The organism is Nostoc sp. 106C (assembly GCF_002154725.1).
Lineage (GTDB): Bacteria > Cyanobacteriota > Cyanobacteriia > Cyanobacteriales > Nostocaceae > Aulosira.
Genome location: NZ_MTAW01000170.1, coordinates 1 through 26,651 on the forward strand (window position 1 = coordinate 1; position 26,651 = coordinate 26,651).

A 26,651-nucleotide genomic window follows, 5' to 3' on the forward strand; every position below is an offset into this window, starting at 1 on the left:
GTTGGGATTTTATTCTTGACGCTTTATTTGTATCAGGCTTTTCGTGAATTGGTATAACTTGGGGGTAGAGTCCGAACTAGGCGGGCATTTTGCCAAGATTTGTTTGTAGCTACTGTTGGGGGATTAGCCGCTTGCACAGTTTCAATAGCTGAAAATTTGGGACTAAATGGAATTTGTGCGATCGCTTCACCAACGCCTTGGTCTGCTAAGATGCGATCGCGAACCGCAAAAGCATTACAACAAATTGTCAGTAGCAGTGAGATGGCAAATATTTTAGTGCCTGATTTCATAGAAATTGTGATTATGGAAATTATTTAACAACTACTAAATCTAAGAATTTGTTTGCTTCAAATCAGTTCCTGTGAAAATTTTTACAACCATACAGTGCATATATGTAGTTGTAAACAGTGTTTAGAGATAACGAGGCTAGCAGGATAAGCTTCCCCATACCTCGGCATTTACCATATGAAATTGGACTCTCTGCGTTGAGAATCAAATGTCAGCGCTAAAATAAATATTTCTTTGACTTTACATAGTGAAAAATACTTTTTATAGAAACCAAGGTCATCAATATATTACTTATAGCTGCTGTTGAGCTTAGTTCCCACTTATCCATAGAACTAAAGTCTTTACCGTGGCTTGCCATATTGCGAATAGTACCTATAGCCAGCGAAACATGCTGTTGCTTAGGATGGATGGAGCTAAGAGAATGAAGATTATTAGCAAGCTGAGAAATGCCGTTCATCTTAGCTAAGTTTTTAGTATCTATGCCTACGAACTCTGTCGAGACTCTCTTTAAAACATCCTCATAAGCTCTACCAGCGCAAGCTATTGCATTCCTTGGATCTTGTTGGTATTTAAGAATCGCATTTTCTAATTCTTGTATTTCATCGTGTTTAAGCCAGATGAACGTATCATCACCAAGGATGTTTAATATATACATTTTAGCTTTAACGTCATCTATAAGATCACTCAATTCAAGCAATTGATAATCTTGTAATTCAGAATTATCAAATAAAAACTCTCCCTTGGAGTTTATTAATTCACAGTTTTTAGACCAGGTGAATAGTAAATTAGTAATTGTTTTGGAATCTCTATTTAAAGAAAAAAGTGAACAAAGCTTTCTTGCTGCGATTTCTGCTGTATCTCCATGTTTTAGATATCGTAAAAACAAAATAAATGGATACCACATCTGAAGCCATTTCCTAAAGGTGTATACCTTGAGTTTTTCAGAAGGATGAAAAGTTAGAATTTCAGCACATTCCTTAATAGCTGAGTAACTGCCATCTGAGTTAACATTAAGCATTTGAAGCAAAAGTGCTGTATCAATAGCATTTTTTACAGATTGCTTAGTCTTACCTGTATAAATAATCAATGAATCGATATCAGAACCACTATGAGAGCAACGTACAACTACATCCATAGTTAAGCTGATAGAAACATTGTTTTTTGGTAACTTATATTCAGTTTTCATCTTGATACTCTCCACGAGTAGCTTTAAAAAAAGCATTGATTTTATCAATATCCCATGTAGTCATATCAATATTGATATTGATTTTTATATTTTGCTCTTGAAGAGTAGTTAATTTACTAACTTGATGAGCATTATCGTCATTACAGTTATGACTTTTCTCTGATATATCGTTATTTGGCAATATACAATAATCCACTGTTTGAGATTTTGTAATAGAAGACTGACGATCAAAAATAACTGTATCTTCAGGTTGATTTTGAATTTCTACAACTACATTACTCTCACTATATTTTGCCGATTTATCGTCAATATTATCTTCATTCGCTTCATCAATTCTACTTTTTATATTAAGATTCCACTCAATACGAGATTGTTTTCCTCTTCTTCCAAATGTTAATTTGCCTAAGCCAGTTAATGTCATAAAATGACCAAATACTACAGCGGCATCCTCTCTATTATTTGCAGAGACACCATAGTTATGTTTGCCCCAATAGTTCTTAAGAGTTTCCAAAGTTGTTTCTGATAAATCATCACGATGGCAGATGTGTAACAGAAAATTCCCGTAGGGAGCATACTTTAAAAGTTGTCTTAACAGAAGAAATTGTCTTTTTTCTTGATTTTCTTCATAAGCAAATTCTCTGCCTTCACAGGTAAAATTTAGAGCATCATCTAAGATACCTACAGTTTCCAGAGTTTTTTTAGAAGTCTCAAAGTTAGAAGTTTTACCGTAAACTTCCTTGATAGCTTGGTTATTGCCTTGCTTCTTCTTTACAGCGTTAACTAAGCTTAAAATATCTTCCTCCGTAGTATTATAAGGCAATGTTTCTTCCGCTACCTTTGTTATTGCTGGTTCAGGTGAAGCCATAAAATTAATCAACTCCAATTGTTTTGTTGACTGGGAAGAGGTCATAAAGCTAACCCTATTGACTCTAGTAGTACAGATACATCTTGTGATACTACAAGATAAGGACTAGAAAGTGCAATATATTTCTCCCTTATTTTCAAAGTCTTTTATAGCAAAACTTTTACTTCATGTATAGAGCATATTGATTCAATTGGTGAAAGCTGTAGAAAACAACCGCTTAAGAATACATGTACTACAACAAATATTTTTTCTGCATTACTACATAGCAATTGACTCAGCTTGCCTCTATGGAGCATTAACTCACCACCAGTTACTTAGTTTTTTTTCACAGCAAGCATCCTGACTCAAGATGGAAGCATAGCCTTTTTAACTAAAAATGGAAACATCGGAAACATAGTGGAAACATCGAAAAAAATTCTTGACCTATCAGTGAGGGGGTGTGAGAATTGCTCAAACAAAAAGAATAAAAAGGCACCATATGAAAGTTACCAAACATCGAGACAAGATTCTGGAGGCATTACGAGAATGGTTCCGCATCCATAAACAAGCACCTACTCTAGAAGAGTTGTGTGTCGAACTGGAAATGAAACCACAGCAAAAAGCTACACTTCAGCGAAGGTTGCAGACGATACGAGGTATTGATGTGGATTGGGATGATAATGTTGCGCGAAGTCTTCGCTTGCTGAATCTAGATCCAGAAGGTGAACCTGGACTAAATATTCCAGTGACGGAAACATTGCGCTATTTAGCGACTGGTTTATCCGATTGGGGGACACTAGAACCAAAAAAGCGATCGCAAATTCCACAATCCCTACGTTTGGGAATGTCTCGAATGTACTTGACATCTTTACTGCAAGGAAATGAACAAGTCCCCTCGAACATTCCAGAATTTTTTGACTGGTCAAAAAAGCCAGTTGTTGAGTGGGAAGCAACCACAGAAATTCCCCATCTTTCACCAGAAGTTACGCTCATAGAAGATGGCTTGCTTTCCGACTTTGCTCTACAGTGGCAGGTTACAGGTTCTGATGTAGAAAATCAGGTACAAGAGAAAGTTCTGCAAGATGTTTTAGAACACTGTCGAGCAAATCAACTAGAAGAAGCTTATCGCGCCTTACGGAAACTGATTATTGAGTCTCCAGTTCTTCCTTATACTGAATTCCGTCGCATCATATCTTCAACGCAACTTAGGCCACTGCGCGATTTTTTGCTAAAAATCTATGTTGATTTAGTTGATTTAGTTGAAGATAAAACCTATCATTTCTGTCCACGCTGCAAGTATGTCATGCACAAATATAAAAACACTTATATCTGTCGCAGTCACACCTGCGAAAAAATTAGTGCAAAACAAGGCCTTTCTTGTTTACCTACTATATCTAAAGAAGATGCTGAAGAATTGAAGGTTGTTACCCCTGGTGTACATCGTTATGGCACAATACCAGGGATTTGGGAACTTGACTTAGCACAAAAACTTACCAAGCTTGGATTACGTGTCACTCTTTGGCCAGAAATTGATGAATTTGATTTACTTGTGGAGTTTAGTAAAAAAATCCGTTGGGCAATTGATGTTAAAGATTGGTCGTATTTAGATGAAGAACGTTTAAAAAAAGTGGATTATCGCCATGATATGGCTGAAACCTTTGTGGTGTTTCCACATGAGCGAGATGATTTGTTACGAATTAAAGTGCGCCGCCCACAATTAGAACCAGAGTTAGGGGGTGTGCGTCTGATGTTAATTAGCGAAATTATTAACCTAGCTGAACAAAATTTAAGGAAGAAAAATCATGCGTGATATTTCTAGCTGGGGTGAGCAATTGCGAAAGACACTACGCAAGTCAGATGAGTTAATTGCTGATGTGGATGAGGCTTTACCTAATGCAGATATAAAACTGAAACGACGAGAATTATCGCGTCTTGCTCAACTAATTACCGACGTAGAATTGGGATTGACTTTACTACGAGAAATAGCACCACAAGAACCAGCTATTGCTGTATCAGCTTTTCTTTTAGGTTATCGCTTCCCTCTGGAAACACTCGAAAATGATGAAAACTGGCGACTTGTACAAAAAGCTCGTTTTTATTTAGTGCGTCGTAAAGGAAAACAATGGGAACGCTCCATTTCAGAATATAGCGATATACCTGCAATTCTGAGAATTTTTAGTTTGCAAGATATTAACAGTGTTCCGCAGTTAATTCCTACTAGTATTTTTCCCCGTCGTCTAGAATTATATCGCCAAACTCTTAATCAAACACCCCAACCTCAAGAAAACAAAGTTAAATTGGCAACTGCTGGATATTGGTACGCCAGAATCACTCATAAGGGAAATAGCCCTGTTGAAGTTCCTATTAAGATTCCAGAAGCTGTTGCTAATATCGCACCTGTACCACAAATATCTTTTCTACAAACACGTCAAGCTATTAACCCAAACTATACCGTTACTAGAGAGGCGTTGCTAGAAGATGCTCAAGAAATGGATGAGAAACTTCATCAAGCTGGATATGATGCAGAAAATTATTATGAGCGTCTTCTAGGAATTGCTTTACAGTTATACGATGCAGACACACAAGATTTTCAATCGGGAATAGAAATAAACTTAGAAAAGCTAATTCACATTGTTGGTTTATTAAATGTCGGTAAATCAACATTACTGGAAATTAAAATTTATCACTTTGCTAAACGAAAAAAACGCTGTGCATTATTAGTTAATGATGTTGTAGCAGCAGTGCGCCTAGCTTCTTTGTTTAGGGAAGGATTGGGAATTCCGGCGGCTCCTGTGTTGGGAAATAGTGAGCGCACTAGACAATTAAAACAGGTTTTTGAACCTCTATTGCTCAATAAAGGAGAGGAAATTGAACAAGGAGCAACACATCCTGCTTGGCGATGGTTCAGTCCTGTTTGTCCCTTATTAGCTTTAGTGCAATCAGAAGAGAAATGGGAATTTGGTAACGAACCTTGCCACAATTTATATCAAAAAATCACAATTACTCAACAAGGCGGTGAAGATGTAAATGATGACGATGAAGAAGAGAAGGAGACAGAAGATAAATATACCTGTCCTCTTTACTATAAATGCCCTCGTCACCAATTAGAACGAGACATCGCCGAAGCATTGGTATGGATATTAACTCCGGCTAGCTTTATTCATACCCCCGTTCCTCGACAAGGATTTCAGTACAAACAAACTTTTGCAGAAGCCGTTTACCATCATTGTGATTTCCTGTTTAGTGACGAAGCCGATCGGATACAGGTGCAACTAGATGAAGCTTTTGCGCCTGATGAAGTCTTATTAGATAACTCAGACAGTTCATTTCTGAACAAATTGGGACAGAACATTGCACCTATTTACAATTCCAACCGCCTTAGCATGACAGCGGCTTGGTTTGAAGCTTGGACAAATGCACAGTATGACGCTCAAAAAGCGATTAACCGGATGTGTCCATTGCTCTATAAGCAAGAAAAACTAGTGGAATGGTTAGGAGAAGATCCTTTTACAGGTCGTTCTCTGTTTGCTCGTATGATCCGCGAATTAGTAAACCAACCGGATAAAGAAAATTCTCAGATACTCCCAAATAATAGACGGACTGGACTAACTCGAACTCAACGTATTGCAACGCGACAACAGCAGATTCTACCTGGGTTAACTTCTCCACAACAAAGGCAATATCAAAGACAATTAATGGAAGATTTGGAGCAATTTATACAGGCTCCTCTTAGCCGCCTTCGTGGAGGTGAACTCTCAGCAATAGCGTTAAGTTTATTAAGTGCTGAGAGTGAAAAAGTTGTTTTCACAGAAATTGGTAATTGGTGGCAAAAATGGTTGGAGGCGCAAAATCTACCACAACCTGATGAAAGTAAATTTGAGCAACTAAAGCAGCATACTTACTTTGCAATTATTGTGACAGTTTTAGATGATAGGTTGACTTTTTTAGTAGATAATTTTGGGACTATTCATCGCTTTTTAGATTTACACGATACAAGTCAAGCTTTAGTCAATCGTCCACCCCGCGATTATCTTCCAGTTGTGCCGACTGCTCCTGTAGGTAATATTTTGGGGTTTAGATATAGGCGCGATCGCAGCAACAATAAAGGCGGTAAATTAGAATATTTCCGTTATGTTGGAGTCGGTCGCTATTTACTGCTAAATTTTCCGTATCTATTTGCTGTTGATGATTGGGATGGCCCGCATACAGTACTAATTTCTGGCACAAGTTATGCTCCTGGTACACCTGCTTATCACATTCGAGAAAGACCTAAAGTATTACTAGAATCTGCTAGAAATAATCAGACTGTTGGCGATGCCGGAATTGGGGAAAGTGAATTTTTCTTCAGTACCCAAAAGAATCATGCAGGAGAGTATATTGCTTTATCGGGTAAGCTACCTGCTGCAAGAAAAAAAGCAGCCCAGGAGATGGTTAAAGCAATAGGTTCTAAAGCCGGACAACCCAAAAGTTTTCTGGATAAGTTATTTGAAAAGTTAAAAGAAAAAGAACAGCTAGACCCACAAAGATGGGGCGATCGCAATCGTTTATTGCTTTTGACTAATAGTTATGACGAAGCAGCGTTAGTTGAATCGATTTTGAAACCGTTATACCGCGTCGAAAATCTTGAAGGTATCGCTGTTCTTAGACGCGATAACGCTCCGGCTGACCTCAAGGGTATCCGCCGCAGTCAGATTCGAGATTTAAAAAACCTTCCTACTCAAATTGTTATTGCTCCTTTAATGGCATTGGAGCGAGGTCACAATATCCTCAACGATAGAAGGATAGCAGCATTTGGGGCTGCTGTATTTCTCAGCCGACCAATGCCAGTTCCCGATGACTGGCAAACAACTGTCCAACAACTCAACGATTGGGCGTTACAACACGCTTGTGAATCCTCTTTTTACGAGTCGCTCCTGGCTTCTGGCGAAACTCTTACCTTGATAAAAGCCGAAGAAATATTTTATAGAGCCGCGATCGCTCAGATGGTGGAGTTGAACAGTAGGCCATCCTCTTTCAAGTCATTAAACGATAGAGAACGTCGTGTTCTTTGTTCAACTCAATTGGTAAGTATTTGGCAAGTTATCGGACGCTTAGTGCGGGGCGGCGTTCCTTGTATTGTCCATTTCTTAGATGTCAAATTTGCACCACAATCAGCCATCAGTGAAGTTGATAAAGAATATACCTCCTTGTTAGTTGGCATTCTCAAGGAACTGCAATCGGAATTAGAAGCCCCCGGAAAACAACCTTGGGAAACAACTTTAACGCGATCGCTCTACGGCGCTTTCTTCAATACACTCAAAAATACAAAGGAATTACATCATGACCTTTAATATTATTCTTCCTGGAGCTTGGGAACTGACTCAGAATCTGCAATATGAGATTTTTTCTCTGCAAGTTGCTAATACATATCAGCAAGTAGCCAAATCTCTTGCTATTCAGCGTTCAAAAGCTGGTTATAGCAAATATCCATCAGTTCCAGTTTCATCTTTTGACCCCATCATTGCTGCTAGTTTTCCCCAAGTTATCAAAACAGAGCGTGGAGGCTGGCAACGTCCAGGTGTTCCTTGGCTATTTGCTACCGAAAAAGTTGACTTGGACTACCTACCAGAATTGATCAAAGATTGGCTAAGAGAAGAGTTTTGTTGGTGTTTAGGAGAAGAAAAAGTAAATTCTCTTTTAGATCAGCTTAACCATGATGATTGGAAATGGGACGATAAACCAATTACCAATCCTGTGTGGAATTTACCCAAAAGTGAACATAAAATTGACTTTCGTTTTCCGGTAATTCCTGATTACTTAGCTATTGAATTTTTGAAAAATTCTCAACCAGTTTGTTTTGGCGATGATAATCAATACCAACTGAAATTTTATCGGGTAGTTAGACTAGGCAAAGGCTCCGAATTAATGTCTTGGCCTCCGTATCCTGTGCCGTTGATTGAGAGAAATCAACATTTAGGTACAGCAAACATTTCATTTGTAATATCTTTCAAACTGCAAACAGTTCCTTGGCGAAAGGAACCGATAGTCTACCATGAGCTTTCGATTCGCCGTTGGTTAACTCAGCCTTTAGAACGCATCCCTTACAGAGGTGCTACAGCTTATATTGGTGATAATCGCCGATGGTTAGATGGAACTCGTCAACCATTTTGCTTTATTCCTCTACAAATAAAGCGTTTGGGAACAGAAGCACGATGGTCAAGAGCCATTAGCGAATTACTAACAATTAATGATTCACCATTGCCTGAACTTGATAATTTAACTTCAACACCAGCTTACAACTGGTCTGAAATCAATGAAAATGCCAGAGGAATACAAGCTGCTATTGCTTACGATACTCGCCATCGTTGCAAGCCACCATGTCTTGCTGGTGTCAGTCCACGAGATTTAGCTAGCCTTGATTGTGCGATTCAAGAGCGTCTCTCGATGATTCAGCGCATTGGTGAGGAGGCAGTAAAAATACAAGATAAACAGCGAGACTTTTGGAAATTTAAAATAAGTCCAAAAACTCCAATGCTGCGTTCTGAGATTGCTACACACGCAACTTTTTGTCTTTCTGATAATGCTCCTACTACAATACTTATCCTGTGGGAAACTAGAGAATGCAAAGATGCTTTGATTGCTGCTATTTGTGAATTACTTTCTTTACATCAAGTTGGAAAAAATAAAACTTACAAAAATAATAATGCATTACAAGGAGAAGCAAATATTTATAGCAATGAAGTTGCTTCTATTTGTATCAAAACTCAGCACGTTCAAGACTTAACCCAAAGATTTGATATTCCTCCCTCAACAAAGGTTAAAGATAGACAAGGAAAACGCAATCAATTTATGGATGAGCGAATAAAACAGATTCAAGCTTCTTTACCTAAATCAGAGGGATTAAGCGGTGCATTAATTGAAATAAAACCGAAAAAATCTTTCTTTCCAGCCGAGTCTGACCCTAAATTAGCTTTACGAATTGGAGTTATGCAAGCTGGTTATGTTAATCAGCATCTCCATGCATTAACTGGACGTAAAAAAAGTGACAGAAATCGTATTTTAAGAGCCGTATCAGACTTATTGCGGCAATTTGGCGTTTTACCTCCTCAGTTAATCGATGCTCAAAAAGATGACATAGATCCGCATATATGGTTGACTTGCTTTTATGTTTTACGCCGCACAAAAAAAACAACAGCTTATAATAAAGCTACTACTGGCGCACTGATGGTAAGAGTTAACCCAGTGGCAGGAATTGTACAAATTACTACTCATTGTCTATTTCCTACATGGCTATCTTATCCAGCCGCACTTGAATACCTTATAAGCGAGAAATGGGATACTGAACCATATATTGCTGCTGATATTGATGATGAAGAAAAGTCTAGCGATCGCAAAATAGAACAACAGTTTTTTAATGATTTCGTTACCAAATGTTTACGCGATTGCTTGAGTACCCCAATTGAACAGGAACAAAATCCTCGTGTACTATTTATGGCAGAAGCGCAAAATGCACGCAGGATATTAACTTGGCTACAAAATCCCAACCTACCAAATAACGACTTACCCAACGAACTAAAACAGAATATGACAGAATCTGAAATTAATCGTTTGTGGTTTGTGCGTTTACGGGTTGCTGAAAATGGCGAAGTTCCAGTTGCTATTGTTAAAGATTCTCCAGCTAGCAGCACAAGTAGCGTATTCTGTTGGCAAAATGTGTGCGATAGTCAGGAAACAACACTTTACCTCAGCATTAGGAAAGCATTAAATACTGAACAAGGTAAAAACACACTACAACGGAAGCAGTCTCGGCTTGATAATGGCAGTTTACAAGCTGGAAGTCGCAAACTCTTAGAAATAGCTATTGTACATCACCCAGAAATTGAACCCTATAAATTGGCTTGTTTTATTCATAATCTGAGAAAGCGTTGGCCTTATTTCGCAGATCATGTTTCTTTACCATTTCCATTTCGCTTTGCAACTTTAGCGAAAGAATATGCAGTCAGTGCTAAAGATGCAGTGGAATTAGAAAACTTTGAGGGACTAGAAGTCTTAGAGGAAATTGTGGAATAACTGGTTCAAACTTTTTAATTCCTTCTTTTGGCAGTCGGCATTCTAATTTTCGTGAGGCGTACTAATAGTAAAGCGAAAGTATGATTCGCTCTGCTTGGTAGATTTACTCATTACTTTTTCAGAATTTCTATTGCCCAAAGGAGAAAACTTCAATGGCTCAAACTCAAAAACCAGGCCGACCAACTGATGCTAAGCCAGATGAGTGGCAACAAGACCTAAATCCGCAACCTATGGCTGGACGAAATCATGGTCTTGAGGGACCGCATCCAGAGAAAGCAGAGCTGAATGCTTATGAGGTTAAGGAACTGCATCAGCAACTCTCAGATTATACAGATGACGAACTCAAGCAAATTACAGTGCTACCCTCCGGAAGTCGTCTAGAACAAGGTGCAAAATACATTGACCTGAATGATCCAGAGCGCAGAGAGTTGACTGCAATCGGTGGAATGGAAGCTGGCCCTACAACTGGTATGTACCGAAGACAGAGGTTGGTTATCAGCTTTGGAATCGGTTGACTGGTGTGCAAAATCCCGATCGCTTGGGAGAAGCCAGCGAGTCTTAAGCTAATGCGTGTCGAAATCGCAGATATTTTTTTGAAGAGGGTCATTTGTCTTTTGTAAATATAAATGACAAATGACCATCCTAATAAATATACAATTCAAATTTATTGATCTACTGGTTGGGAATTCACATATTTTTGTTGTAATTGATCGGGAACTGGCACGGGGCGACCATTCCGAAAACTCACAAATGCACCTTTTTGTGTAGCTACTGCTGCTATAACATTGTTAGCTAATATTTCTGCTTGTACAGTCCACTTTAACCGTCCCAAATTACTTAACCATAAACGGCCAATCACTTGGTCAATCAATTTGACAGGACGTTTATATTCAATTTCAGTGCCTGCAAGTATAGGCGCATATCCTTGATCGATTTGTGTCTCAATAGGTAAATGTTCATTTAAGAATTTCAAGCGTAAATCTTCTAGCCATCTGATATAAACTATATTGCTGACAATGCCAGCAAAATCAATATCATAGGTTCTCACAGGTATAGCAAGCTCTACTTCTAGTGGTCTGTGCAAGTTATCAGTTAATGACATAATTACTCCTGAATTTCAAAAATAAAACCGAACGGTCTGTTAATTATCAAAAAAATTTCAAAGATGACTTCCTATATATTGATTCAGGTGATTAATTGCTCTTTGCATATGAATCGAATCTCCATATAGCTTGCTCATCATAATGGCTCCCTCCAAAGTTGCAATTATGACCGTGGCGACTTCATCTGCATCAACTCCAGAACGAATTTCATCCCTAGATATTCCTTTTTCAATAATTAGACCAATGAGTTGACGCCAAGAATCCATCCCCTGTTGAGCGCGTTTCCGTAATGCTGGATGCGCATCGTCGCTCTCAATAGCAGTATTCAGTAGTGGACAGCCTCCTTTAATCGGGGGGTGATCTACAAAGCTGCTAAATACCCCAATTATTGCTTGCAGACGTTCGATCGCATGATGTTTGCTACGCAATGCAGCTCTGGTATGCTGACTAACGCAGGCGATCGCATAGTCAAAAGCCTGTAATGCTAGTTCATCTTTACTTTGGAAGTGATTGTATATTCCGCCTTTTTGCAAACCAGTAACACGCATGATGTCGGAAATCGACGAGCCAGCATACCCCTGTTGGTTAAACAGTTCGGCTGCTTGTTGGAGAATTTTTGCTTTTGTTTCTTCGCCTTTAGACATTAAAGCTTTTCCGACCGATCGGTTTTATTTAGTTTAGCACGATGAATATTGGAGAATCAAAAATTTGACTCTAAACTCCTGAGGCTACTGTCAAATTTACTAGTGCGATCTGACCTTTCGCTTCTGCCTACACTACAACAGTGCAATAAAATCTTCAACGGTCAAGTCTATTTGTCGGATGATTGCACGTAGAGTCCCTCGTCTAGTTCATCGTGATTTGGCACAGTAACAGTTGTTTGAGGCTCCTCGCTAACTAAAATAATATGAACCTGTTTAGATAGGGGCTTATCAATGGCTGTTGGAATGAAAATTGCTGGAACAAAACAACAAGTGATATCAAAGCTTTTTGTAATCAGGGATGATAGAAAATTAGTTTTTTCAGCAATACCGACAGCAATTAGCAGAAATGTTATAACCCCAGAAGAGTTATTCCATAATTGGCAAGAGTTCTATGATTACCTTATGGAAAGTACTGTGATGTATAAAATCAGGTTTGAAGATCGGGGGGATGTAGTAGAGATATTCACTCAGCTTGATGGCTCTCCAAAATATCAATACATCAAGTCAGCGTTGAAGTTTTATATTAAAGTATCGGGGCTAAGTATTGTTGAATAGCAGTTTTACATAAACGATTAAGGTATATGGTAACTCTCGAAACAGAACGTCTGCTGCTGCGAATGTTCCGTGAAGAAGATTTCGATGATTATGCTGCGATATTTAGCGATCCTGAAGTAACCCGCTATCTAGGCGATGGTGAACCCTTGTCACGCTTTGCAGCTTGGCGTAGTTTGGCTGTCATGCTGGGACATTGGCAACTACGAGGCTATGGAATGTGGGCGGTTGAAGAATCTCAAAGTGGAATTTTAGTTGGTCGCATCGGATTTTTTTACCCTGAAGGCTGGCCTGGATTTGAAATTGGATGGGCATTGAAGCCAGCTTATTGGGGATTAGGTTACGCGATTGAAGGGGCAAAAGCCGCACTTAATTATGGTTTTAGCGAGCTAGGTCAAGAGCATGTCATTAGCCTCATCTATCCTGATAACATCAGATCGATCCAAGTCGCTAAGCGGTTAGGAGAGAAACTTGAAGGAAAGACCACAGTTTTTGGTAGAGAAGCTTTAATTTATGGCATCAACCGAGAAGCATGGGATATTACCTAACCTGAGTTCGGGTTAAGACAGAAGCTAAAAAGCTGATTCTGTAAGGATTAAGCAAAGCTCTAAGTGATGAAAGAAGCAATTAAAGTGGAATCATTTTGTCAATAAGGCTCACAAATGAGACAAATATCAACAATATGCCTTATTGAGAACCGATTAAAACAGAGCTTCAGACCGAACAACGAGAAATCAGGGGTTTTGAGGATTTCTTATCCCGAACTCAGGTTACCTAATATAGTAGCGCTGAGTTCTAAGTGATAAAGCGCGGTTCAACTTTATCTTTAAGCTAGTGAACTTATCCAACAATAAAAGTGGCTGTCAGATTAAGTGTATGTTCGCTGAGACTCATTTATAATCTATGTGTTAAAAAAGTATTGTCAGTCTAAAAGATTACAGTATCGAACGGATTGCTTCAGTCTTGGTGACGTATTTTCTGGCTATTTACGTCGATCGGTTGAGTCTTGAGATTGCTAAGGCTACGTGGAATAAGGAATAGGTTAACATGAGTGTGCCAGAGTCTAGCTACGTTTTTGCTAATTCCCAACATCTCAGAGAGCTTGAAAGACTTCAAACAATTGAAAAAGTATTTGATCCAGCAAGCCGACGACGAATTTTGGCAACAGGCCTGACAGCTGGTTGGCGATGTCTGGAAGTAGGAGCGGGGGCTGGCTCAGTCATGAGGTGGATGGCAGACATAGTTGGCAAAAGTGGCAGTGTTGTTGCTGTAGATGTAGATACTCGTTTTTTAACAGAGCCACAGCCGTCTAATGTTGAAGTATTAAAAGAGGATATTCGGCATCTGGTGCTGGAGAATCAATCTTTTGACCTGATTCATGCACGTTTCGTTCTCATCCACATACCTGACTTTCGAGTTGCTTTATCCCAAATTTTGAGTCTGCTAAAACCAGGTGGATGGATTGTGCTTGAGGAGCCTGACTTTGCTGCTGCGAGGGCAATTGTGGGAAATTCAGAAGCACTCCAATCTGTGAATCGAGTTAATCAAGCTATCCTGCGGATGTTTGCAAATAAAGGACTTGATTATGCTCTTGGTGTGAAGTTACCTGCTATCCTCCAAAGGCTAGGATTACAAAATTTATCTGTAGAGAACGATACACCTCTAGCCAATGGTGGTTTTGGAATAGCAACAGTGATGAAAATGTCTGCTATTCAACTTGCAGAGAATTATATTGCAACTGGTCAAGCAACTGCTCATGATATTGAGCAATATTGCCAATTTGCAGATGATGCAAGTACTTGGGCTATCTATCACGCTACGGTGGGAGTTGTCGCTCAAAAAGAAGCAATTGGATAACCTGAGTTGAGTATTGATGCGGAAGGAGAAATTCTCTAAAATTGTGCCCAATTGCTGCAAGGGAAGTAATATCTTGTCTGGTGAAAGAGTGATTATTTAGACCGCAGGAAAGCAGAGAGAAAAAGAGTTTTCCAATGTTTGCATAGATGTGGGAATTAGAACTAATCTATCGGGCTTTATATCATTTCTAACTTTGATTAGACGCTGTCTTATAACAACCAAAAGGAGGTTGCTTGGGTAAGCTGACTGTCACTTTAGTTCCTTGCCCTATGTGGCTAGACAAAGTAATACTGCCTCCATGTAACTCTACACAAGATTTAGCGATCGCTAGCCCTAAACCTGTTCCTGGAATTGTACCAACGTTACTTCCCCGACTGAAGGATTGAAATAACTTTTGTTGATCTGCCATCGGTATCCCAATACCCTCATCTTTGATGTAAAACATCACCTCTGATTTTGTGCCAGCAAGGTAAACTTCTACGCTACCACCCTGTGGAGAATATTTAATTGCATTGGAGATTAAATTCACAAATATTTGCTGCAAAAGCCCGCGATCGCCCCAAAAGCCATTGTTATTTCCACTAGTGTTAAAAATTAGTTCATGGCGCTCAGTTAATGTTTCTCGTGTTTGGTCCATGAGATCACAAAAAAATTGCAGTAAATCGAGTGGGATTGGCTTAAACCTGGTTTTGTCTAGTTCAATTTGGTTAACCATTAGCATGTTATCCACGAGTTTCGACATAGACCTAGCTTTCTGCTCAATAATTCCTAGTAACCTCTGTTGTTTCATCTCATCCAATCGCTGACCATGTTTGCTCAAAGTTGATGCAGCAGCCAAGATTGAAGTTAAGGGCGTGCGATACTCATGGGAAACTGTGGCTACGATTTGAGATTTAAATGCATTAAGTTGCTTTTCTTTCACAAGTGCCGCTTGAGTTTGGGCAAGTAATTCAGCCTGTTGGATAGCGATCGCTAGTTGTACTGATAATTCGTTGAGTATTTCTACTTCATCAGCTTGCCACTGTCGTTCTCCCGACTTGTGGTGAGCAATCAACAAGCCCCAGATCTGATCTTCTGGCTTGCCATTATTACTCAAATTAATGGGAACTACTAAATTTATTTTTGGATTAAATTGTTCTAATAGGTTGAGGTAACAATGACTCAAGCCAGCTTCGTAAACTTGAGGAATGGCTAATTTGCATCCCCAATGATGATTTTCGCCTCCTATTTCATGACAAATATCTTGGATATTATTGTGTGCTGCCACAGTCTCCCATGACTCAACAGAGGAGGCTACAGTCTTACCACCATTATCTGGGGCAAACTGATACACCAAGACGCGATCGCACTTGAGAAGTTGCTGTACCTCCACCACCGCCGTATTTAAAATTTGTTCCAAATCGAGAGACTGACGAATTCGTAAAGCAGTCGTAGCAATTAAGCGCTGTCGTTCTCGATTTTTACATAGCTGGGCTTGCAAGCAAGATTGCTTGATTGCATTGCGGACTGCTAGTTGCAGTACATCAGGTTTTAGGTATTGCTTGACCAAATAATCTTGAGCACCCCGTTTCATGGCCTGTACGGCGACCTCTTCATCACCCCGCCCAGTCAGCATAATCACTGCTAGGGGAGTATCAAATGTTTCTTGCTCTAATTTGTCAAAGAATTCCAATCCACTCATATCAGGTAAGCAGAAATCCAGCAGAATGACATGGCAATGATTTTTTTGGCACAAAGCGAGTCCATTCTCTGCACAGTCTGCCTCTAAAATCTGATAGGACTGGTACGGATCTTGTAAAAGATATCGACGATAAATTTTCCGATCCGCTGCACAATCATCAATTATCAGTAACGTCGATATGTCCAGCATAAAAGTATGAGGAGCAGGAGAGTATATAGATTTTTTGAGCAGGTTGCGATCTATTGCATAATTCTAAAAATAATCTAAAATAAATATAAATAAAATCTAAAATTTATTGAAACAACTTAAAGCGATTGACTAACGTGCCCGAAAAACCACGTCAGTATTAAGTCGTAAGCAATTAGTAGCAAAGAAAATCTAGAAATCGACACTAACAGGGGGATACGAGGTGACGCGGAGAACGAAGAGATCGCGAAGACGCAGAGAAACAGACTCGCTGAGAGCCTTTGTGCCATATGGGTATCAAAACCCAGCCTCAACAGACGCATACAGTCTACTCCTGTGTTGCGCTCCACGGCCTTCTTTTCTTCCAACTACCGCATCTACAAGAACGACACAAATCAGTTTTAGGCTGGCGGAGTATTAGCCTCAAGCCAATAGTCTACAAATGCTTGAATCGTCTTTTGCAGTTCTTGCGCATCCATTGGCTTGACAAGATAGCCATTTGCGCCCTTTTGGTAACACAATTCAATATCCCTAGGGTTAGATGATGTAGTGAAAACAACAATAGGGATTTCTCTGAAACTTCTGTCTTGCTTGAGTCGCTCTAGAATATCACGACCATCAATACCCGGCAAATTCAGATCGAGCAGGATAACAGAGGGTCTGAGCGCTACATGAGAATTTTCATTGCTGCCCTCTTTATACAGCAAGTCTAAAACCTCGTCCCCATTTGTACAGCGATATATGGGGTTTTGGACAGCCATGCGTCGCATTAGGCGTTGCAATATCCTAAAATCTTCATTGCTGTCCTCAACTATCAGCAGAGGTTCATGAAGTTTCCTTGTCATCAGTTGTCTTAACAAAATGTAATAATTAAAAGATTTTTGTTACTTATCTTAAACTATTCCAGAGTAAAATAAAACGTCGAGCCAATGCCTACGGTAGATTCAACCCAAATCCGGCCGTTATGCAGCTCTACAATCTTCTTAACAATAGCTAGCCCTGCACCTACTCCCCCACCATACTTTTCCTGGGAGTGGAGTCGCTTAAAAAGTCGAAAGATGGTTTCGCGGTGATGTTCGGGAATGCCAATACCGTTATCTCGCACATAAAACACAGAAGCTAATGAAGCTTGGCCTTTTGTCTGCTGCTCATTGGAAACTAAATAGCCAATCTCAACCCATTGCTCTGCCTTATCGTTGTATTTGAACGCATTGCCAATCAGGTTACTAAAGACCTCGTTAACGAGAACTGAATCACACTGAATTGTTGGCAAAGGTCGAGGAATGCGAATATCTAAAAGCTGAGAATCTTGACGGCTAGCACGAAAAACATCAATTAATTGGTTGAGCAATTCGTTGAAATCGATGGCTTGCTTGCGCAGTTGTGCTTTTCCTAACTGCGCGAGTCGCAGTAGAGCATTAATCAAAGTTTCCATACGCACTGATAAAGTCACAACTGTCTCTAGGCAATCAATCCCGTCATCATCTAAAATTTGGCCGTAATCTTCCAACAGAATCGTTGAGTAATTATAGATACCCCGCAAAGGTTCCTTGAGATCGTGGGAAGCAGCATAGGCAAAAGAGGCTAGTTCGCGGTTGCTACGTTCTAAATCTAGGTTAATTTTGGCTAACTCATCTGCTTTAGAAAGTACAATACCCACAATCGCATTCCTGAGAGCGATCGCACTATCAAGTTCACATGGTTTCCAAGGTAAGGAAGTTAATCTCACCGTTTCCTGCCATTTGGCAAAGGATTTGCGCGGATTCAGGGTGAGAGTATCATCTGCTAGGTGAATAAATTCATTGGGGTTACCTGCCCAATTTACTGTTTGGATAACTTCGGGACGAAACCAGAGAATGTAATAGCGTCGGACTTGAGAAATCCGTAGTAGTAATAGACCACTAGCAGTATCTTTAACAGCAATACCATCAGGATAAAGCTGCGGTAGAGAATTTGTAGAAAATAGGTTGTCCTTTACTTGCGTATCTGCCCATTCAATTAGGGCACTAACTTGCTCAATATCGGGTGTTGCTCCTACAAGTGTAATTTCATTATCTAAACAAACTGCTGCTCCAGAGGCGCTAACAACATCTAGCAAGCGGAGTTCTGGCTTAATCAAAGCATCAATAAAATTATCTGCTTGGGAAATAGACTCGATAAACTCAGACTGTAGAGATTTAAGTTTGACTTTATAATCTAATTCCAATTGATTAACTTTGTGCGTTAACTCTGACGACGCAATCCGTCCCAAAAACTCGCAGATTTGACGCAGTTCGTAGGAAATATGCTTAGGTGTGTGATGATGGCAAGAAATTAAACCCCAAAGCTGCTGCTCTTGAATCAGTGAGATGACCAACAGTGCCGCCACGCCCATATTTTGGTGATATTCAACACAACATGAATCAACGCTCCTGAGTACAGATAGGCTTAAGTCAAGAGGTTGATGTGTGATGGGATTTTCAATGGGAACCAGCTTGGCTGGTTGAGCAGTTAAATTAGGGATAAATCGCAGCAAAGAACGCGTATATAAATCTCTAGCCTGTGCAGGAATATCTGTAGCGGGATAATGTAGCCCTAAATATGGTGGTAAATCCTCGCGTTTGGCTTCGGCAACGACAGAACCTGCTTTGTTACGATCAAATTGATAGACCATCACCCGGTCAAAAGCTGTGATTTCTCTGATTTCTGTTGCCACTAGATGCAAAAATTCTGTCAGGTTTGATGTCTTTTGCATTTGGGCGATCGCTTCATTGACTAAAGCATGGAAACTTAAGAAACTCAGCTCAGATTTAGAGTCAATCGGTTCTAGTTCAAGAATTACAACATCTTCTGTACGATGGGCAATACAGTCGAAGTATCGCTCTCTGTTCAAAGTTGTAATTGATACTTTATAACTAGTTGTACTACCAATTTTTTTTGTCCAGCAATGTCTGATAACTGCAACTTGTTCTTGACCTAGCAAGATGTTTAGAGGTTGACTAAGTAATTCTTGAGTAGTTTTGCCCAAGTATTCCAGGGTGTTATTGCTAACTTGCAGTATGTCTAGCTGGGGGCTAAGAACCAGCAGTACACCATGAGGTTGGATTGAGCCAGGAATATGAATTGGTTTGCGATCGTGGTTAGTCAAAGAAGCAGTTTGGGCAGTATTGTCTTCTGACTGGCTCATAACTTATCTAACGAAAAGCCTCTTTTACAATACCGCAATTAAATTTTATATTTCTTTAAACATTGATCAAAAACTATAATTATTCAACAAATTCTCCTCTACTTCCCTGCTGCCAATTAACTGAGTAGTAATGTATGGTGCGTTGTCACGCAATGCATCTTCCACACAATACAGACGTGTCAGAATTGGCAATGCGATCGCTCTTATCTATGTCGATGTAAGGTAAGGGTAGAGCGATAAAACTAGATTTATCCCACGAGTAATTGTTTTAACCATTACCCCACAAGGGGATTAAAACTATTTATTTGAGTCAATCAGAATTCCTATTTTAGATTTTGAATTGGCAGGGTGCGAATTCATCTGATGCAATCATTTTTCCAACAAATTGGTGTTAATTGTATTAAATTTCACTAATACTGCTAAATCAGAATGATGTTCAGATGACCCATCACATTTTAAAAGCAACCAAAGAAACAGTTCATCTCGGTGGTTTTTCGCATTTGCTAGCACCCGTGCTCACTGTTGATTCTTGTGACACGATTGAAGTGGAAACTTACAGTGGTTATTATGTGTACGATAAAGCGCCACCTGAGTTTGTTAACCAAGAATTTCTTGATATCTGCCAAAATTTATCCTTAGAACGTAAAATTGCCGGGGGGCCGCATTTACTAACAGGGCCAATTTATGTGCGAGATGCGAAACCAGGAGATGTTTTAGAAGTAGAATTAAAAGCGATCGCACCGAGTTTACCTGTAGGTTTCAATGCAATTCGTACAGGTTGGGGAGCTTTACCACAAAGATTTCATCAAGCTGCTTTAAGATTTATTCCCCTGGATTTAGAAAACAAGATTGCTGAATTTCCTCAAGGTAGTGGCATCAAAATTCCCCTCAAACCATTTTTTGGTATCCTTGGTGTTGCTACTCCGGAAGTATCTCGAACTTCTATTCCTCCTGGTAGTTACGGGGGTAATATTGATAACAAAGAACTACAAGCAGGTTCTCGGTTATTTTTGCCGATTTTTGTTCCAGGTGCGTTATTTTCTCTTGGTGATGGTCATGCAGCACAAGGAGATGGTGAAGTGAATGTTACTGCTATTGAAACTTCTATGAACGGTACAATTAAACTTACAGTTCGTAAAGACTTGCATTTAACAACACCAATTGGAGAAACTCATACTGATATCATCACAATGGGCTTTGGTCAAACCTTAGATGAAGCTTTAGAAAAAGCGTTGAAAAATATGATTGAGTTCTTAGAACGCTTCATCTATTTATCGCCAGAAGATGCATATGTACTTTGTAGTTTAGCAGTGAACTTTCGGATTACTCAAGTTGTGAACAGTCCGCAAAAAGGAGTTCATGCTATGCTACCTAAATCAATTTTGTCTCAGGTAGTTAGTTTATAACCACACATCTAGAAACTGTTGATTATGTCTAATATTCTTATCCAACTATTGCTAATTGGTTTAGTTGCTGGTGTCGCTGGAGGTATGTTTGGTATTGGTGGCGGAGCAATAATGGTGCCAGCAATGGTATTACTGATGGGTATGGATCAGAAGTTTGCCACAGGTACTTCCATTGCTGCACAAATATTACCAATTGGTATTTTAGGAGCCGCAGTTTACTATCGCAATGGTCAGCTTAATATCAAATATGCTGTGATTATTGCAGTTGGTCTAGTAGTGGGCAATTTATTTGGAGCTTTGTTTGCAAATCAGCCGTTTATTAGCAGCGAGACAATGAAAAAACTGTATGGGATATTTTTGCTACTCCTAGGTGCTCGCTATTTAATCAACCGCTGAAAAGTTTAGTTGAGCTTTGCTACAATTGTGGCTAAACTTTCACCCAGCTTTTCAATAGATTGCTGTTGCTTCTCGTCTTTTAATGTACCATCGACATTGAACGCTTCATATGCTTTAGGTACAGCTATTTGATCGGGAAGCACCAAAACTCTAATGTTTCCCAAAATACTGCGCAGGTGAACCAACCCCCGTAAACCGCCAAGTGCCCCAGGAGAAGCACTCATCAGCGCAGCCACCTTACCTGTAAAAGCTACCAGTGGTGCTTCATTTGGCGCTGGACGGGATGCCCAATCGATCGCATTCTTTAAAACTGCTGAAATCGAACTGTTATATTCAGGCGAAGCAATTAGTAATCCTTGATGCGAAATTAGCAATTCCTTAAATTTACCTGCGTTTTCTGGCTGCCCTTCTTGTTTTTCTAGATCCTCATCGTAAAGAGGCATGGGTAAATCGCGCAGATCTAAATAAGTTACTTCCGCACCTGCTGCCTTAGCACCATTCGCGGCGATTTTAGCCAATTTTTTGTTGTAAGAATCTGCGCGGGTGCTGCCTGCAAAGGTCAGAATTTTAGGTGTATATGTCATAGGTGTAAATTTTAAGGTTGATAGTTTGGCAAATCCTAATGCATTATCCGGTTTTGTAGTCGGCACCATTTGCTACATTAGATTTTCTTTAGAAATTCCTGTTTAGAGATTTATTGTGAGAGTAGGGAGACTAAGATGCGATCGCCTACTCTACTAGGTAATTGCTATCATCAGTAAATCATTAAATTCCGCCAAGCGGTACTGGGCTACGTCTACCGTTATCAGTAATCAAATAACTCTTGACCCTTGTTGAATTTTAAATTGCTTAACAATGGATCGTCGGAATTTTCTCAAGTATGCGACTTTAGCAGGATCTAGCTTTGCCTTGACTAGCTGTATTCAAGGTAAAAATTCCAAATCACAAAGCGAAGTAGTGCCAACAGCCTCCCCTGTGGTAGTCAACGAACCGCTAAAAATAGGATTTGTGTATGTAGGACATGTCGGTGATTTTGGCTGGACTTACTCCCATGATTTAGGTCGCAGAGAAATGGAAGCGGATCTCCAAGATAAGGTTAAAACTACCTTTGTAGAAAATGTTAATGAAGGTGCTGATGCTGAGAGAGTGATTCGGCAACTAGCATTAGACGGTAATAAATTAATTTTTACAACTTCCTTTGGCTACATGAACTCCACAATTAAAGTTGCCAAAGACTTTCCCAGTGTTGCATTTGAACATTGTACAGGATACAAACTTGCTGCCAATGTCGGCACTTATTCAGGACGCTTTGAAGAACCGCACTATTTAACCGGTCTGATTGCGGGCAAGATGACCAAATCCAATGTCATTGGTTTTATTGGGGCACATCCAATCCCAGAAGTAATTCGCGGGATCGGCGCATTTACTCAAGGACTGCGAACAACAAATCCTCAAGCAAAAGTCAGGGTGATGTGGGTACAAAATTGGTACGAGCCTGCAAAAGAAAGGGAAGCTGCCCAAGCTTTGATTAATTTAGGTGCAGATGTGCTAACCCAACATACTGACTCGGCGGCTGCTATTCAACTCGCAGCAGAAAAAGGTATTTATGCTTTTGGCTACAACACCGATATGAGTAAGTTTGGTACCCAAGCACACCTGACATCAGCAATTAATAAATGGGGAAAATTTTATATAGATACAGCCTTGGCTGTCATGCACAACACATGGAAGCCGCAAGAAATTTGGCATGGTATCGGTCAAGGCATGGTAGATATTTCCTTAATGAATCCAGTGATTCCTAGCGATGTTCAGCAATTCGTCAATGGTAAACGCGAACAGTTTATTCAGGGTACTGCCCATCCTTTTGATGGACCAGTAAAAGACCAAAAGGGAGTTGTACGAATACCAAAAGGCAAAGTGCTGGATAATAAAGCACAACTGGAAATGGATTGGTATGTTGAGGGGATTGAAGGGTCGATTCCTAAAAGTAAATTCTAAATAAGTTTTCCGATTTGGTTATTGATTTGGGGTAAGATAAGACGGTTCTTCCGGTAGTTTTATGGTGATTATTAAAAGGGTGTGTATTTTTGGCGAAAAATATAGTACAAATGAACGCGTTGAAAGGGCTGGCTAAATATGACCTAGAAGAGAAACAAAACCCAATTGAAAGAGCCAAGTTCAAGGAGAAGCTTACTCAATATTTAACAATTGCAAGAGAACAGCCAGAGCATTTACAGGTTTGGTTTTGGGACGAGAGCGGTTTTAGTTTACGTGTGAAGAGTCGGAAAAATTGGGGTAAAAAAGGAGGCTCTCCCAGAGTAACTATGTTAAAATAATATAAATAAATTAAATAAATCTTAGATAATTTAGATTGGTTAATAGAGCCAACCCAAGCTATAAATGGAATTATAGACCAATCTAAAAACATAAAAATCCAAAAATATTGATATTAAAACCCTTGTTTTAATAACTATGCCATCTAATCCCTTGCTTCATTTTATTACTAAAGTTATTAATCTTGAAGATGTCAAGGTTATTAATTACCATTTTCTGACAGATGATGAAATAGTAATAGAAATTGAAAATAAGCTGAAAGTTGCTAAATGTCCTCACTGTGGAAATACCTCCGATAAAATCCATCAAAATCATTGGTATAGAGTCAGAGATATACCCCTGAGTGATTATCAAGTATTGTTAAAAGTAAATCGTCGTCAATTGAAATGTAAAAAATGTCATCAAGTATTCAGTGAAGAGTTAGATTTTATCAAAGCCAGAAGAACCTATACAAAAAGACTGGCGATGAAAGTAATTAAGGAAGTATTAGAAACTAATGTAGAAAGTGCAGCCAGAAGAAATAGAATGACAACCTCTGAGGTGGAAACACTATTAAAAGAACTGGAAGTTGATTTACTGGCAGAAAAACCCAAGAAGTTAAAAAAGTTGGGGATAGATGAAATCACCCAGTTAAAAGGAGGAAAAAATTATGCGGCAGTTCTGGTGGATTTAGAAACAAGAAAACCAATAGCATTATTGGAGAAAAGAAATAAGGCAGTAATAGCAGAATACATATCGAGTCTAGGTTTAGAGGTTTTAAGCCAAATAGAAGAAGTTAGTATAGATTTATGGATACCATATAAAAGTTTAATCCAAGAAATGATGCCAAATGCTCAAATAGTAGCCGATAGATTCCATGTCATGAAACAAATAAATGAGGAGTTAGATCAAAAGAGAAAGAAAGAAAAAAGAGCAGCAGAAAAAATTAAAAACAAGAAAGAGAGAGAAAATATATTAGCGGGTTTGACTCAGAGTAAATACCCTTTATTAAAGAAAAAAGAAAACCTGAACTCTGAGGAAAAAGCGAAGATAGAATCAGTGGAGAAAGTTGCCCCTGAATTAGGAAAAATGTATCGAATTAAAGAAGGAATTAGAGATATATTTGACAGTCCAATAACCAGTGATGAAGCTTTATATAAATTCCTAGAATGGACAGAAACAGCTTATAAATACTTCCCGAAAAGTTGTCGAACAATAAGTAGATGGATAGATGAGATTCTCGCTTATTTTGATAGCCGAACTACTCAAGGAATTGTTGAAGGAATTAATCAGAAGATTAAGCTGATTAAAAGAAGAGCTTATGGTTTAACTAACTTTGATAATTTTAGAAGAAGAATTTTACTCAATTGGTATTTTTGCTACTAATTTATCATATCTAGTCTGGGAGAGCGAAAAAGGAAAACGTAAAAATGTCCCAGGACAACGGCGGTATGGTCGTGTAAATGTAATGGGAGCAATCCGAGAATTAGACCGAAAACGAGTATGTTTTTTTGTTAAAAAAGGTAATGCAGATATTTTTATGAGCAATTACACCAATTGAATGAACTAATTAAACAAGAGTGGGTAAATAAAGGAAATCTGAGTCAAGATTTCTCCAAGTATGGGCCGAAGATAATTTTAATTTTAGACAACGCTAGTTTTCATAAACGCAAAGATATTCTAGCTAAAATATCTGAAGAATTTCCGAATTTTATTTTAGAGTTCTTGCCTGCTTACAGCCCTGACTACAACATTATCGAATTAGTTTGGCATTCATGTAAAGAATATATTGCTCATCGCTTATTTAAATCAGTAGATAAATTACAAACACTGCTAGATAAGCTATTAAATCAAGGCGAGTTAATAATTAAGTGGTATCGAAAAATCAAAAATAAAGGTAATTTCCGTTATATTGCAGCTTAAATGCTGATTAGCTTACTCAACTTAGGCAATATCCAGTGCAAGCGTTGCTTCAAAAAACGATACCAGTGGTCAACAGTAAAACGTCGGAGGTAGAGTTGGCAAACTTCTTCAAGTGGAAGCATTTCCTCTCCCACCCAAGCCAACCACAAAGGTTTTGACACCCTCAAATTGCCTTGTTCATCTAGACGTTCAACTCTAATGAGAGACATGGGACCTGTAGCTGTTTGACGAAAGTGTAAATTTGACCACAAGCTCACCTTGACCCGTCCCAATGTTTCATGGTTTAGTTCTATACTTTGAGCAATTTGGCTGCATCTAGAAGTTTCATTCAATTTAAATTGATCACCATGTTTCCTGGGTCGCCCTTTGCCAGAATATAGATGCTTGGCCACTTACGTTTAAATACTGGTGATAGCGATAATTCTGCCAAACTGTAGGCGTTACGAGTCAGCAATATTGCATCTGTCAGCTCGAAAGTTGCATCATGCGCTCTACCTAGATATCTGTACGCTGCTTGACGAAATTCTTCTAATAAGGCAAGTTTCATATTGGCAGATGAGAGTTGGTGGTTCAACTCTGGTGCTTCTGCTAATAGGGGGTCTGTGTTCAATCACACTCCCTGTTTTTTTGGTTTTGTCGCTCATTTAGTCTAAACTCCAATCGACAGCTTAATACATTAATATCATCAAAAGTATCATAGCAATGACAAAAGCCTCTCTGAAATTTAATCAGAAAGGCTTTGTGTGTAATGAATAGACCTGGCATCGAGCTATTGTGGCGGGAGGCAACCCTCCAACTATCGTGGCCGCAGCAGCGTTTCACCTCTGAGTTCGGGATGGGGTCAGTGTGGTTCCACCGCGCAATAGACACCAGGAAAACTTTGAGGGCAAGGGTAAAAGGGAAAGAACTTACCTTTGCCCTTTAACCTTTTCCCTTGTTCACAACCCTGAAGACTGCAAGTAACGCGAAATCAATTGTTGATGAGGTCAAGCCCTCG

The 26,651-nt window shown here is 39.3% G+C and carries 22 protein-coding genes, 1 rRNA gene and 2 pseudogenes; 13 read left to right on the forward strand and 12 right to left on the reverse strand.

Going from position 1 to position 26,651, the window contains the following annotated elements:
* Nucleotides 1-32: 32 nt before the first annotated feature.
* The 3 genes from BV375_RS25850 to BV375_RS25860 form a co-directional block, all read right to left on the reverse strand.
* Nucleotides 33-290, reverse strand: a complete 258-nt coding sequence (locus tag BV375_RS25850; protein ID WP_086765787.1) for a hypothetical protein — start codon at nt 288-290, stop codon at nt 33-35.
* Between the two features lie 215 nt (nt 291-505).
* Nucleotides 506-1,474, reverse strand: a complete 969-nt coding sequence (locus tag BV375_RS25855) for a hypothetical protein (RefSeq protein ID WP_086765789.1) — start codon at nt 1,472-1,474, stop codon at nt 506-508.
* Complete coding sequence (locus BV375_RS25860; RefSeq protein WP_086765791.1) at nt 1,464-2,384, reverse strand: hypothetical protein; 921 nt, start codon at nt 2,382-2,384, stop codon at nt 1,464-1,466. The genes BV375_RS25855 and BV375_RS25860 overlap by 11 nt, the downstream gene beginning before the upstream one ends.
* A gap of 433 nt (nt 2,385-2,817) precedes the next feature.
* On the opposite strand from BV375_RS25860, the gene BV375_RS25865 reads away from it, so the two are divergent.
* The 4 genes from BV375_RS25865 (at nt 2,818) to BV375_RS25880 (ending at nt 10,882) form a co-directional block, all read left to right on the forward strand.
* Nucleotides 2,818-4,128, forward strand: coding sequence for a Fis family transcriptional regulator (locus BV375_RS25865; RefSeq protein WP_086765793.1), 1,311 nt, complete (start codon nt 2,818-2,820; stop codon nt 4,126-4,128).
* Entirely contained in the window at nt 4,121-7,648 is a 3,528-nt protein-coding gene (locus BV375_RS25870) for a hypothetical protein (RefSeq protein WP_086765795.1), read from the forward strand. Before BV375_RS25865 ends, BV375_RS25870 begins: the two co-directional genes overlap by 8 nt.
* Nucleotides 7,638-10,367: a DUF3962 domain-containing protein gene (locus tag BV375_RS25875; protein WP_086765797.1), complete on the forward strand. Its 2,730-nt coding sequence runs from the start codon at nt 7,638-7,640 to the stop codon at nt 10,365-10,367. Before BV375_RS25870 ends, BV375_RS25875 begins: the two co-directional genes overlap by 11 nt.
* Before the next feature lie 152 nt (nt 10,368-10,519).
* Nucleotides 10,520-10,882, forward strand: a complete 363-nt coding sequence (locus BV375_RS25880) for a hypothetical protein (protein ID WP_243714054.1) — start codon at nt 10,520-10,522, stop codon at nt 10,880-10,882.
* A 149-nt stretch (nt 10,883-11,031) separates the two neighbouring features.
* On the opposite strand, the gene BV375_RS25885 is transcribed toward BV375_RS25880, so the two are convergent.
* Complete coding sequence (locus tag BV375_RS25885; RefSeq protein WP_086765799.1) at nt 11,032-11,469, reverse strand: thioesterase family protein; 438 nt, start codon at nt 11,467-11,469, stop codon at nt 11,032-11,034.
* A gap of 57 nt (nt 11,470-11,526) precedes the next feature.
* Nucleotides 11,527-12,114, reverse strand: coding sequence for a TetR/AcrR family transcriptional regulator (locus BV375_RS25890; protein ID WP_086765801.1), 588 nt, complete (start codon nt 12,112-12,114; stop codon nt 11,527-11,529).
* A 291-nt stretch (nt 12,115-12,405) separates the two neighbouring features.
* Here BV375_RS25890 and BV375_RS25895 point away from each other — a divergent pair, with 291 nt between their 5' ends.
* The 3 genes from BV375_RS25895 to BV375_RS25905 all read left to right on the forward strand — a co-directional run bounded on the left by BV375_RS25895 (nt 12,406) and on the right by BV375_RS25905 (nt 14,583).
* Nucleotides 12,406-12,729 carry a hypothetical protein gene (locus tag BV375_RS25895; RefSeq protein WP_086765803.1) on the forward strand — a complete coding sequence of 108 codons (324 nt, stop codon included), beginning with the start codon at nt 12,406-12,408 and terminating at the stop codon, nt 12,727-12,729.
* A 26-nt stretch (nt 12,730-12,755) separates the two neighbouring features.
* Entirely contained in the window at nt 12,756-13,274 is a 519-nt protein-coding gene (locus tag BV375_RS25900) for a GNAT family N-acetyltransferase (protein ID WP_086765805.1), read from the forward strand.
* 499 nt (nt 13,275-13,773) lie between these two features.
* Nucleotides 13,774-14,583, forward strand: a complete 810-nt coding sequence (locus BV375_RS25905) for a methyltransferase domain-containing protein (protein ID WP_208099191.1) — start codon at nt 13,774-13,776, stop codon at nt 14,581-14,583.
* 187 nt (nt 14,584-14,770) lie between these two features.
* Here the strand turns inward: BV375_RS25905 and BV375_RS25910 are convergent, their stop codons facing one another.
* The 3 genes from BV375_RS25910 to BV375_RS25920 form a co-directional block, all read right to left on the reverse strand.
* Complete coding sequence (locus BV375_RS25910) at nt 14,771-16,453, reverse strand: ATP-binding protein (protein WP_086765807.1); 1,683 nt, start codon at nt 16,451-16,453, stop codon at nt 14,771-14,773.
* 398 nt (nt 16,454-16,851) lie between these two features.
* Complete coding sequence (locus tag BV375_RS25915) at nt 16,852-17,295, reverse strand: response regulator (protein WP_086765809.1); 444 nt, start codon at nt 17,293-17,295, stop codon at nt 16,852-16,854.
* A 53-nt stretch (nt 17,296-17,348) separates the two neighbouring features.
* Nucleotides 17,349-19,616 (reverse strand): ATP-binding protein, encoded by a 2,268-nt coding sequence (locus BV375_RS25920; protein ID WP_086765811.1) that lies wholly within the window; start codon nt 19,614-19,616, stop codon nt 17,349-17,351.
* A gap of 440 nt (nt 19,617-20,056) precedes the next feature.
* Here BV375_RS25920 and BV375_RS25925 point away from each other — a divergent pair, with 440 nt between their 5' ends.
* Nucleotides 20,057-21,022: an acetamidase/formamidase family protein gene (locus tag BV375_RS25925; RefSeq protein ID WP_086765813.1), complete on the forward strand. Its 966-nt coding sequence runs from the start codon at nt 20,057-20,059 to the stop codon at nt 21,020-21,022.
* Nucleotides 21,023-21,046: 24 nt separating this feature from the next.
* Nucleotides 21,047-21,418 (forward strand): sulfite exporter TauE/SafE family protein, encoded by a 372-nt coding sequence (locus BV375_RS25930; RefSeq protein ID WP_086686079.1) that lies wholly within the window; start codon nt 21,047-21,049, stop codon nt 21,416-21,418.
* A gap of 5 nt (nt 21,419-21,423) precedes the next feature.
* Here the strand turns inward: BV375_RS25930 and BV375_RS25935 are convergent, their stop codons facing one another.
* Nucleotides 21,424-22,071, reverse strand: a complete 648-nt coding sequence (locus BV375_RS25935) for an NAD(P)H-dependent oxidoreductase (protein WP_243714055.1) — start codon at nt 22,069-22,071, stop codon at nt 21,424-21,426.
* A 202-nt stretch (nt 22,072-22,273) separates the two neighbouring features.
* Between BV375_RS25935 and BV375_RS25940 the strand changes: the two genes are divergently transcribed.
* The 4 genes and pseudogenes from BV375_RS25940 to BV375_RS25955 all read left to right on the forward strand — a co-directional run.
* Complete coding sequence (locus BV375_RS25940) at nt 22,274-23,416, forward strand: BMP family ABC transporter substrate-binding protein (protein ID WP_086765814.1); 1,143 nt, start codon at nt 22,274-22,276, stop codon at nt 23,414-23,416.
* A gap of 131 nt (nt 23,417-23,547) precedes the next feature.
* A pseudogene (locus tag BV375_RS25945) lies at nt 23,548-23,724 on the forward strand (IS630 family transposase); the annotation flags it as partial.
* 166 nt (nt 23,725-23,890) lie between these two features.
* Complete coding sequence (locus tag BV375_RS25950) at nt 23,891-25,117, forward strand: ISL3 family transposase (RefSeq protein ID WP_086765818.1); 1,227 nt, start codon at nt 23,891-23,893, stop codon at nt 25,115-25,117.
* 25 nt (nt 25,118-25,142) lie between these two features.
* A pseudogene (locus BV375_RS25955) lies at nt 25,143-25,654 on the forward strand (IS630 family transposase); the annotation flags it as partial.
* Here the strand turns inward: BV375_RS25955 and BV375_RS38350 are convergent.
* The 3 genes from BV375_RS38350 to rrf form a co-directional block, all read right to left on the reverse strand.
* The gene (locus BV375_RS38350) at nt 25,651-25,986 is read right to left on the reverse strand and encodes a hypothetical protein (protein ID WP_243714056.1); all 336 of its coding nucleotides are present in this window, start codon (nt 25,984-25,986) and stop codon (nt 25,651-25,653) included. The pseudogene BV375_RS25955 and the gene BV375_RS38350 overlap by 4 nt on opposite strands.
* A complete protein-coding gene (locus BV375_RS38355) occupies nt 25,983-26,264 on the reverse strand; it encodes a hypothetical protein (protein WP_243714057.1) in 282 nt (93 codons plus the stop codon). The genes BV375_RS38350 and BV375_RS38355 overlap by 4 nt, the downstream gene beginning before the upstream one ends.
* A gap of 146 nt (nt 26,265-26,410) precedes the next feature.
* Nucleotides 26,411-26,528, reverse strand: a 5S ribosomal RNA gene (rrf, locus tag BV375_RS25965).
* Between the last annotated feature and the right edge of the window lie 123 nt (nt 26,529-26,651).

What these genes read in the sequence shown, in the direction of transcription:
- BV375_RS25910 (WP_086765807.1), bottom strand. Translation starts at nt 16,453, where the DNA reads ATGCTGGACATATCGACGTTACTGATAATTGATGATTGTGCAGCGGAT.
- BV375_RS25890 (WP_086765801.1), bottom strand. Translation starts at nt 12,114, where the DNA reads ATGTCTAAAGGCGAAGAAACAAAAGCAAAAATTCTCCAACAAGCAGCC.
- BV375_RS25860 (WP_086765791.1), bottom strand. Translation starts at nt 2,384, where the DNA reads ATGACCTCTTCCCAGTCAACAAAACAATTGGAGTTGATTAATTTTATG.
- BV375_RS25915 (WP_086765809.1), bottom strand. Translation starts at nt 17,295, where the DNA reads ATGACAAGGAAACTTCATGAACCTCTGCTGATAGTTGAGGACAGCAAT.
- BV375_RS25895 (WP_086765803.1), top strand. Translation starts at nt 12,406, where the DNA reads ATGGCTGTTGGAATGAAAATTGCTGGAACAAAACAACAAGTGATATCA.
- BV375_RS25885 (WP_086765799.1), bottom strand. Translation starts at nt 11,469, where the DNA reads ATGTCATTAACTGATAACTTGCACAGACCACTAGAAGTAGAGCTTGCT.
- BV375_RS25875 (WP_086765797.1), top strand. Translation starts at nt 7,638, where the DNA reads ATGACCTTTAATATTATTCTTCCTGGAGCTTGGGAACTGACTCAGAAT.
- BV375_RS25850 (WP_086765787.1), bottom strand. Translation starts at nt 290, where the DNA reads ATGAAATCAGGCACTAAAATATTTGCCATCTCACTGCTACTGACAATT.
- BV375_RS25925 (WP_086765813.1), top strand. Translation starts at nt 20,057, where the DNA reads ATGACCCATCACATTTTAAAAGCAACCAAAGAAACAGTTCATCTCGGT.
- BV375_RS25940 (WP_086765814.1), top strand. Translation starts at nt 22,274, where the DNA reads ATGGATCGTCGGAATTTTCTCAAGTATGCGACTTTAGCAGGATCTAGC.
- BV375_RS25905 (WP_208099191.1), top strand. Translation starts at nt 13,774, where the DNA reads ATGAGTGTGCCAGAGTCTAGCTACGTTTTTGCTAATTCCCAACATCTC.
- BV375_RS25900 (WP_086765805.1), top strand. Translation starts at nt 12,756, where the DNA reads ATGGTAACTCTCGAAACAGAACGTCTGCTGCTGCGAATGTTCCGTGAA.
- BV375_RS25855 (WP_086765789.1), bottom strand. Translation starts at nt 1,474, where the DNA reads ATGAAAACTGAATATAAGTTACCAAAAAACAATGTTTCTATCAGCTTA.
- BV375_RS25920 (WP_086765811.1), bottom strand. Translation starts at nt 19,616, where the DNA reads ATGAGCCAGTCAGAAGACAATACTGCCCAAACTGCTTCTTTGACTAAC.
- BV375_RS25880 (WP_243714054.1), top strand. Translation starts at nt 10,520, where the DNA reads ATGGCTCAAACTCAAAAACCAGGCCGACCAACTGATGCTAAGCCAGAT.
- BV375_RS25950 (WP_086765818.1), top strand. Translation starts at nt 23,891, where the DNA reads ATGCCATCTAATCCCTTGCTTCATTTTATTACTAAAGTTATTAATCTT.
- BV375_RS25865 (WP_086765793.1), top strand. Translation starts at nt 2,818, where the DNA reads ATGAAAGTTACCAAACATCGAGACAAGATTCTGGAGGCATTACGAGAA.
- BV375_RS25935 (WP_243714055.1), bottom strand. Translation starts at nt 22,071, where the DNA reads ATGGTGCCGACTACAAAACCGGATAATGCATTAGGATTTGCCAAACTA.
- BV375_RS25870 (WP_086765795.1), top strand. Translation starts at nt 4,121, where the DNA reads ATGCGTGATATTTCTAGCTGGGGTGAGCAATTGCGAAAGACACTACGC.
- BV375_RS25930 (WP_086686079.1), top strand. Translation starts at nt 21,047, where the DNA reads ATGTCTAATATTCTTATCCAACTATTGCTAATTGGTTTAGTTGCTGGT.